General features: G+C 29.5%; 7 protein-coding genes and 1 rRNA gene. All 8 read left to right on the top strand.

What is annotated here, in order from left to right; all coding sequences use genetic code 11:
- Positions 1-150 precede the first annotated feature (150 nt).
- Complete coding sequence (locus tag CLCHR_RS23495) at positions 151-681, top strand: ECF transporter S component (protein ID WP_079442358.1); 531 nt, start codon at positions 151-153, stop codon at positions 679-681.
- Positions 682-872: 191 nt separating this feature from the next.
- Complete coding sequence (gene rpiA / locus CLCHR_RS23490) at positions 873-1,550, top strand: ribose 5-phosphate isomerase A (RefSeq protein WP_079442356.1); 678 nt, start codon at positions 873-875, stop codon at positions 1,548-1,550.
- Between the two features lie 57 nt (positions 1,551-1,607).
- On the top strand, positions 1,608-2,576 hold the full coding sequence (locus CLCHR_RS23485; RefSeq protein ID WP_079442355.1) for a Gfo/Idh/MocA family protein: 969 nt from the start codon (positions 1,608-1,610) through the stop codon (positions 2,574-2,576).
- A gap of 62 nt (positions 2,577-2,638) precedes the next feature.
- Positions 2,639-3,490: a MurR/RpiR family transcriptional regulator gene (locus CLCHR_RS23480; RefSeq protein WP_079442353.1), complete on the top strand. Its 852-nt coding sequence runs from the start codon at positions 2,639-2,641 to the stop codon at positions 3,488-3,490.
- Between the two features lie 160 nt (positions 3,491-3,650).
- The gene (locus tag CLCHR_RS23475; RefSeq protein WP_079442352.1) at positions 3,651-4,571 is read left to right on the top strand and encodes an aldo/keto reductase; all 921 of its coding nucleotides are present in this window, start codon (positions 3,651-3,653) and stop codon (positions 4,569-4,571) included.
- A gap of 293 nt (positions 4,572-4,864) precedes the next feature.
- Complete coding sequence (locus CLCHR_RS23470) at positions 4,865-5,686, top strand: DUF4037 domain-containing protein (protein WP_079442351.1); 822 nt, start codon at positions 4,865-4,867, stop codon at positions 5,684-5,686.
- A gap of 15 nt (positions 5,687-5,701) precedes the next feature.
- The gene (locus CLCHR_RS23465) at positions 5,702-6,481 is read left to right on the top strand and encodes a TrmB family transcriptional regulator (protein ID WP_079442349.1); all 780 of its coding nucleotides are present in this window, start codon (positions 5,702-5,704) and stop codon (positions 6,479-6,481) included.
- 539 nt (positions 6,482-7,020) lie between these two features.
- A 16S ribosomal RNA gene (locus CLCHR_RS23460) occupies positions 7,021-7,149 on the top strand; the annotation flags it as partial.

The following is a 7,149-nucleotide window of genomic DNA, read 5'->3' as shown; positions in this document are numbered from 1 at the left end:
TGGTGTTGCGGAACTCGATTATAACATGAAATTAGGGGGGGCATTGTTTTTTTGTACAAAAAAACGCTCGAACCCTTGATATATAAAGAAAAAATTTAAAAGAGTAGTGTAAATACTTTACACTAACATACATAAAGGTGGGGCAAAATTATGGAATTAAGTAAAGGAAAAAGTAAATTTACAACAAAGGATATGGTAGAAACAGCATTATTAACAGCATTAGTATTTGTGGCAACTGCATTTATTAATATCAGACTACCAATCTTAGCTAGTGGAGGATTAGTACACTTAGGAACTGTAATGCTATTTGTTTCAGCAATAGTTTTTGGGAAAGAAAAGGGAGCTATAGCTGGTGCAGTAGGAATGGCAATTTTTGATTTATCATCAGGATGGGCACTTTGGGCACCATTTACTTTTGTAGTAAGAGGAATAATGGGATATATGGTTGGAGCTATCACATGGAGTAAAAATAAAGAAGGAAATAACCTTATGTATAATATTTTTGCAATTATTGTATCGGGTGGATGGATGATAGTTGGATACTATATAACTGAGGGGATCCTTTATGGAAATTGGATATCGCCAGTAGCATCTATACCCGGAAATGTAACTCAAATTGTTATTGGATTAGTAGCGTTACCAATCGCTAAAGTTCTTAAAAAGTATACAAGATATATTTAAAAATAAATAGTATCTAAAAATGATGCGTTGAAGTGTATTTTTACTTTAACGCATCATTTTTTATATTTTGTAAAATCTATAAAAATTAATATAATTTCTTGTGAAATTATATTTCGTAATTAATTATATTGACGAAATAAAACTATCATACTATTATAGTAATATAATGGTGTATAAGGAGGATGGTTAACATGAATGATAATGATTTTAAAAAAATATGCGCCAAAGAGTCTATAAAATATATAAGAGATGGAATGGTAGTGGGTCTTGGTGGTGGTAGAACTATTACATACTTAATAGAATATATAAAAGAGGGAAATATTAAGGTTAAGATAGTTACTCCGTCAACAAAAACAAAGATGATTTGTATCGAAAATGGGTTAGAGGTTCTTCACACTGGTTTTGTGGATAAGGTTGATGTTGCTTTTGATGGATGTGATCAAGTGGATGAAAACCTAAATGCATTGAAAAGTGGTGGAGGTATCCACACTAAAGAAAAATTAATAGCTAGTATGGCTAAAGAATATATTCTTCTTGTTGATGAAGCCAAGGTAGAAAAAGAATTATCATTTAAATCTCCTGTAGTTCTCGAAATTTTAGAAGATTCTTTAAAGTACGTTGAAAGAGAAGTATTAGCATTGGGAGGTAAATCAGTAACTAGAACCAGTGATATAAAGGATGGTTTTACTATAAGTGATAATGGAAATTTATTAATGAATGTGTCATTTAACAATGTGGAAGATGTATATGAACTTAATAATAGTTTAATAAACATTTGTGGGGTTGTAGAAACATCGTTGTTTACGAATGTCATAACAAAAGTAATTGTTGCCAGTGAACAGGGGATTAGGGTGATTTCAAAATATTAAACATACAGAAATTTAATTCTAGGAAACTTTAAAATTAAAAATCGTGGGGTGAAGGATATGAATAAAATAAACTGGGCTATACTAGGGCCAGGAACAATAGCTGAAGATTTCGCAAGAGCTATAAATGAAGTAAATGGAAGCCTATATTCAGTAGGTTCAAGGAATATTGAAAAAGCAAAAGAGTTTGCTAAGAAATACAATGCAGAGAAGGCCTATGGAGATTATGATGAAATGCTAAGAGATGAAGAAATTGATGTAGTTTATATTTCAACGCCACATTGTAATCATTATGAATATATAATGAAGAGTCTTAATAATAATAAAAATGTATTCTGCGAAAAAGCTATTACTGTAAATGGAAAGCAATTAGCGGAGATAGTTGAGTTAGCAAAGGAAAAGAACTTAATTGTAGCTGAGGCGATGACGATTTATCACATGCCGTTATATAAAAAGCTACGTAAGCTCGTAGATGAAGGGAAACTAGGAAAGATAAAAATGATACAAGTTAATTTTGGAAGCCTTAAAGAATATGATGTTACAAATAGATTCTTTAGTCCAGATTTGGCTGGCGGTGCGCTTTTAGATATAGGAACATATGCGTTATCATTTACAAGGTATTTTCTTTCTAGCCAACCAGATGAAATTTTAACTACAGTTAAGAAATTTGAAACTGGAGTAGATGAGCAATCAGGTATAATACTCAAAAATGTAGATGATGAAATGGCAGTAGTTTCATTAACTATGAGGGCAAAACAACCAAAGAGAGGAATTGTATGTGGAGAATTAGGCTATATAACTGTCGAAAATTTCCCAAGAGCAGATAAGGCTACAATCACATACCCTGACGGAAGTGTGGAAATTATAGAAGATGGGGATATTTCAAAAGCACTAATCTATGAAGTTCAAGATATAAACAACTGCATTTTAAAGAAAAATAGCAATGATACATTAGGATTATCTGTTGATGTAATGAATATAATGGATGAGGTTAGAAAGCAATGGGGTTTAAAATATTCTTTTGAGTAATTAATTAGGATATTATAAGAAGTTATAAAAAGGATTTTAGAAAAAAGGGAGTAATTATAAAAGTGAAAGAGATAGAGAAAAGCGTTCTAGATAAAATCTTATCTATTTATAAAAGTTTGCATGAAGCAGAAAAGAAAATTGCCGATTACATTATAAATAATAAAGAGCAAGTTATTGAAATGACAGTTTCGGAATTGTCCACTAAAAGTAATGTTAGTGAAGCGACTATAGTTAGGTTTTGCAAAAAGTGTGACCTAAAAGGGTTCTACGATCTAAAGATAAATATTGCTAAGGAAATGGTAAGAAAAAATGATACTAATGTGTCTAATGATTTAGATTCTAATAATATAACTCAATCCCTTCAAAATATATTAGCAAATAAGATTGAAGAACTAAAGCAAACCATTTCAATGATGAATGAAGAAAATATAAAAAAGATATTGAGTGCAATTAGAAATGCAAGAATTATTCAATTTGCAGCGGTAGGAAATACAATACCAGTAGCAATGGATGGTACCTATAAGTTTAATCAACTAGGGATATCATCTGTGACTAATACTATATGGGAGACACAACTTGCATTTGCTTACACATTAACTAAAGAAGATGTAGTAATAGTTATATCTAATTCCGGATCATCAACAAAACTTGTAACACTGCTTGAAATTGCCAATGAAAGAGGCGCAACTACTATATCTATAACAAATCATGAAAATTCACCAGTTGCTAATGAGAGTAAATACCATATTAATACATCAACTAGGGAAAAATTATTTTTAGATGAATTTAGCTTTTCAAGAATATCTGCGATGGTTGTTATAGAAATTTTATATTTACTTCTAACAAGAGATAAAAAGGATTCATATAATTGGATCAGTCAGCATGAACAATCTATTGCTGACGGTAAAATTTAATGGAGAGAGTACATGAGGAGAATCACACTTATATAAGTATAGATGAGTAGAAGTTTTTTATGATGAAGAAGTCTACAATTTATATAATAAATAATCAATAAATAGTGAGTTTAATTAAACTAAAAAATAAAAGCTGAATATACAAGAAAGGGTGTTAGAGATGAAAAATATAAATATTAGAAATAGCGGAATTCAGGTTTCAGCAGTTGGACTTGGCTGTATGAGAATGTCAGGAATTGAAAAGAGTGAGGCAGAGAAAGTAATTAAAACATCATTAGAAGAAGGAATTAATTTCTTTGATCATGCAGATATATACGGAGGAGGAAAATCAGAAGAAATATTCGCAGATGCAATTAATTTGAATTCATCTATTAGAGAAAGAATGATTATCCAAACTAAATGTTCCATTGTACCCGGAGTAATGTATGACTTTTCAAAAGAACATATTTTAAAATCAGTAGATGCAAGTTTGAAAAGACTACAAACAAATTATGTTGATTTTCTATTATTACATCGTCCAGATACTCTTATGGAACCAGAGGAGGTTGCTGAAGCCTTTTCTAAGTTGCATGAAAGTGGTAAGGTAAAATATTTTGGAGTGAGTAACCATACTCCAATGCAAATAGAACTGCTTAATAAATATTTAAACAATAAAATAATTATCAATCAATTACAATTCGGCATAATGCATACTGAAATGATTGATGCAGGGCTAAATATGAATATAAAAAACGATGCTTCAATAGATAGAGATGGAGGCATATTAGAGTATTGTCGTCTTAAAGATATAACAATCCAAGCATGGTCACCATACCAATATGGATTCTTTGGTGGAGTATTTTTAGATAACGATAAATTCCCGGAACTAAATAAGAAGATTAACGAGATTGCAGAGAAGTATAGAGTAACTAATACTGCTATAGCTACTGCATGGATTTTGAGACATCCAGCAAAAATACAAACGATTGTTGGTTCTATGAATTCTGAGCGTATTAAGGAAATATCTAAAGCATCAAATGTAAATTTAACAAGGCAAGAATGGTATGAAATATATTTAGCAGCAGGCAATAAATTGCCATAAATTTATTGAAATAACAGAAGCTATCTTAAAGTGGATTTAAATTCTCTTTTTAGGTAGCTTATTTATTTGTTATAAAAGTTCATACATATTGTAAAAATAATAAATAGAGAATGCTAAAATATTTATATAAATGGAGTAGATGCTATTTGGTGAGATACTAGAAATAAGCTGGTCGCAAGAGTTCTATTACCAACGATAGTTTGTGTTGAATAGATTGACAATTAATGCATAAATAGTTAATATAAATATAGTAGTACTAGATGTACTACTATATTTATATAGAGGTGAGAATTATGAGTATTGATAGAAATGTATTGGACTTAGTCAAGGATTTTTCAAGACTGGAAGAAGTTGAGGGGATTTTATTAGCTGGATCACATGCAATGAAAACTAACGATGAGGCATCAGATTACGACATTTATATTTATACAATCAATGAAATAACTTTAGAAAAGAGAAAAGAAATTACGAGCAAATATTTTAATTATATAGAGCTAAATAATACATTTTGGGAAACAGAAGATGATGGAGTCTTAGAGGATAACAATGTAGAAGTAGAAATTATATATAGGGATCTAGGATGGATTGATGGTTTATTAAGTAGAACTTTATTAAAATGTGAAGCGGATGTTGGATATACAACTTGTTTCTGGAGTAATTTCATTAATTCGATAATATTATATGATAAAAGAAATGAATTAAATGCTCTACAAAATAAATACAAAATAAATTATCCAAAACAATTAAAAGAAAATATAATAAAAAAGAATTATCCGTTATTAATGAAACAAATGCCAGCATATTATAATCAAATAGAAAAAGCATTAAAGAGAGAGGATTTTGTAAGTGTAAATCACAGGATTGCAGGATTTTTTGCAAGTTATTTTGATATTATATTTGCAGTAAACGAAATACCACATCCAGGAGAAAAAAAGCTTCTTAAGATTATTAAAGATAATAATTTAAAAGCTCCTAAAGATATGAGGAAAAATACTGATACTATATTAAAATTGGCTTCAGCTAATAGTACAGATATATTATTAGAACTTAATGAATTAGTGAATAACTTGGATACACTTTTAGTAAGTGAAGGAATTAATATTAATATAAACTAAAGAGGAGAAATACTTATGGATGAAATAATAAGATTATTAGAAAAACTAAACTTTTCAAAAACTGAAGCAGCAGTTTATATCGACTTGTTAAAAAATTCAAGCTCAAATGGATACAAAATTGCTAAAAATTTAAATATATCGAGATCATCAGTGTATTCTACACTGGATAATTTATATAAAAAGGGCGTTATATTTTTAGTGCCAGGAGATTCTCAAGTTTATAAAGCAGAAAATCCATCAGTATTAATGGAAAAAATTAAAAAAGAATTCAATGAAACAACAGATTTACTAACCAATAAATTAAAAGATTTAGAAACATGTGATGTGGAAGAACGATATATTAATATAGTAGGATATGATAATGTAACACTAAAAATAAAACAATTACTTTTAGAAGCAAAAAAAGAAGTATATATAAATACTGATATTAATTTAATCAGATTTCAAGATGAGCTTTCAAAAATTGCAGAACGAGGAGTAAGAATAATAGTATTTTCATTTAAGAATCAAGTATTAGACGATATTCCAATTGAAATATATACACATTCTAACTTGAAGTGCGAAGGAAAAGAAACAAGAATGATGCTTGTAATTGATTGTGAAAAGACTCTAGTAGCAGACAGAGGCCCTCATAGGGAAGAATTTTTAGGAGTTTTTACTGATAATATACTTTTAGCATCAATAGTATCTGAGCATATTCATAATGATATATATATTTTAAAATTAAAAGAGTTACATGGTGAAAATCTAATTAACAATGATATTAAACTGAATTCTATTTTAGAGAATAGATAATCAAAGCATATTAACTATTAATAAAGACATTCGAGACTAAAATAATACAAATGCTTAATGATCTAAAACTCCCCGTTCAGTATACTTAGATATATTGAATGGGGAGTTTTGGTTAAGTTATTTTGATTAAAGTACAAAAAAGTATAGATAACCTTTCCAGGTGTATCATTAATAGAATATTGTAGCAATTTAGAAAAATAAGTAGAAAGCCCAAGATAAAAGCTATAAACTACATATGAAAGATTATATGCCAATAAATATTATGATAAGATAAAAAACGTCGCTGAGACATGAACAATAACAAAAAAGAATCTTGTAAAGACTACAAGAAAAAAGTTGAAAAGATTATAAAAAAAAGTTATTGACAAGGTTTAAAGCGAGTGATATACTGAGTAAGTCGCTTGAGGGTGACGAAAAAGTACAATCAATTACAGCGAATGTTGTAAGAAAGAAAATGGTCTTTGAAAATTGAACAGAATTTAATAAATACATTTAAGTAAACCAGCAATTCTTTATTTGAGTAAGCTAAGATTGAACTTTTTATTGAGAGTTTGATCCTGGCTCAGGACGAACGCTGGCGGCGTGCTTAACACATGCAAGTCGAGCGATGAAGTTCCTTCGGGAACGGATTAGCGGCGGACGGGTGAGTAACACGTGGGTAACCTGCC

It is taken from the genome of Clostridium chromiireducens (assembly GCF_002029255.1).
GTDB lineage: Bacteria > Bacillota > Clostridia > Clostridiales > Clostridiaceae > Clostridium > Clostridium chromiireducens.
This window is presented reverse-complemented; position numbering and strand designations above follow the sequence as displayed.

What these genes read in the sequence shown, in the direction of transcription:
- CLCHR_RS23495 (WP_079442358.1), top strand. Translation starts at nt 151, where the DNA reads ATGGAATTAAGTAAAGGAAAAAGTAAATTTACAACAAAGGATATGGTA.
- rpiA (WP_079442356.1), top strand. Translation starts at nt 873, where the DNA reads ATGAATGATAATGATTTTAAAAAAATATGCGCCAAAGAGTCTATAAAA.
- CLCHR_RS23485 (WP_079442355.1), top strand. Translation starts at nt 1,608, where the DNA reads ATGAATAAAATAAACTGGGCTATACTAGGGCCAGGAACAATAGCTGAA.
- CLCHR_RS23475 (WP_079442352.1), top strand. Translation starts at nt 3,651, where the DNA reads ATGAAAAATATAAATATTAGAAATAGCGGAATTCAGGTTTCAGCAGTT.
- CLCHR_RS23470 (WP_079442351.1), top strand. Translation starts at nt 4,865, where the DNA reads ATGAGTATTGATAGAAATGTATTGGACTTAGTCAAGGATTTTTCAAGA.
- CLCHR_RS23465 (WP_079442349.1), top strand. Translation starts at nt 5,702, where the DNA reads ATGGATGAAATAATAAGATTATTAGAAAAACTAAACTTTTCAAAAACT.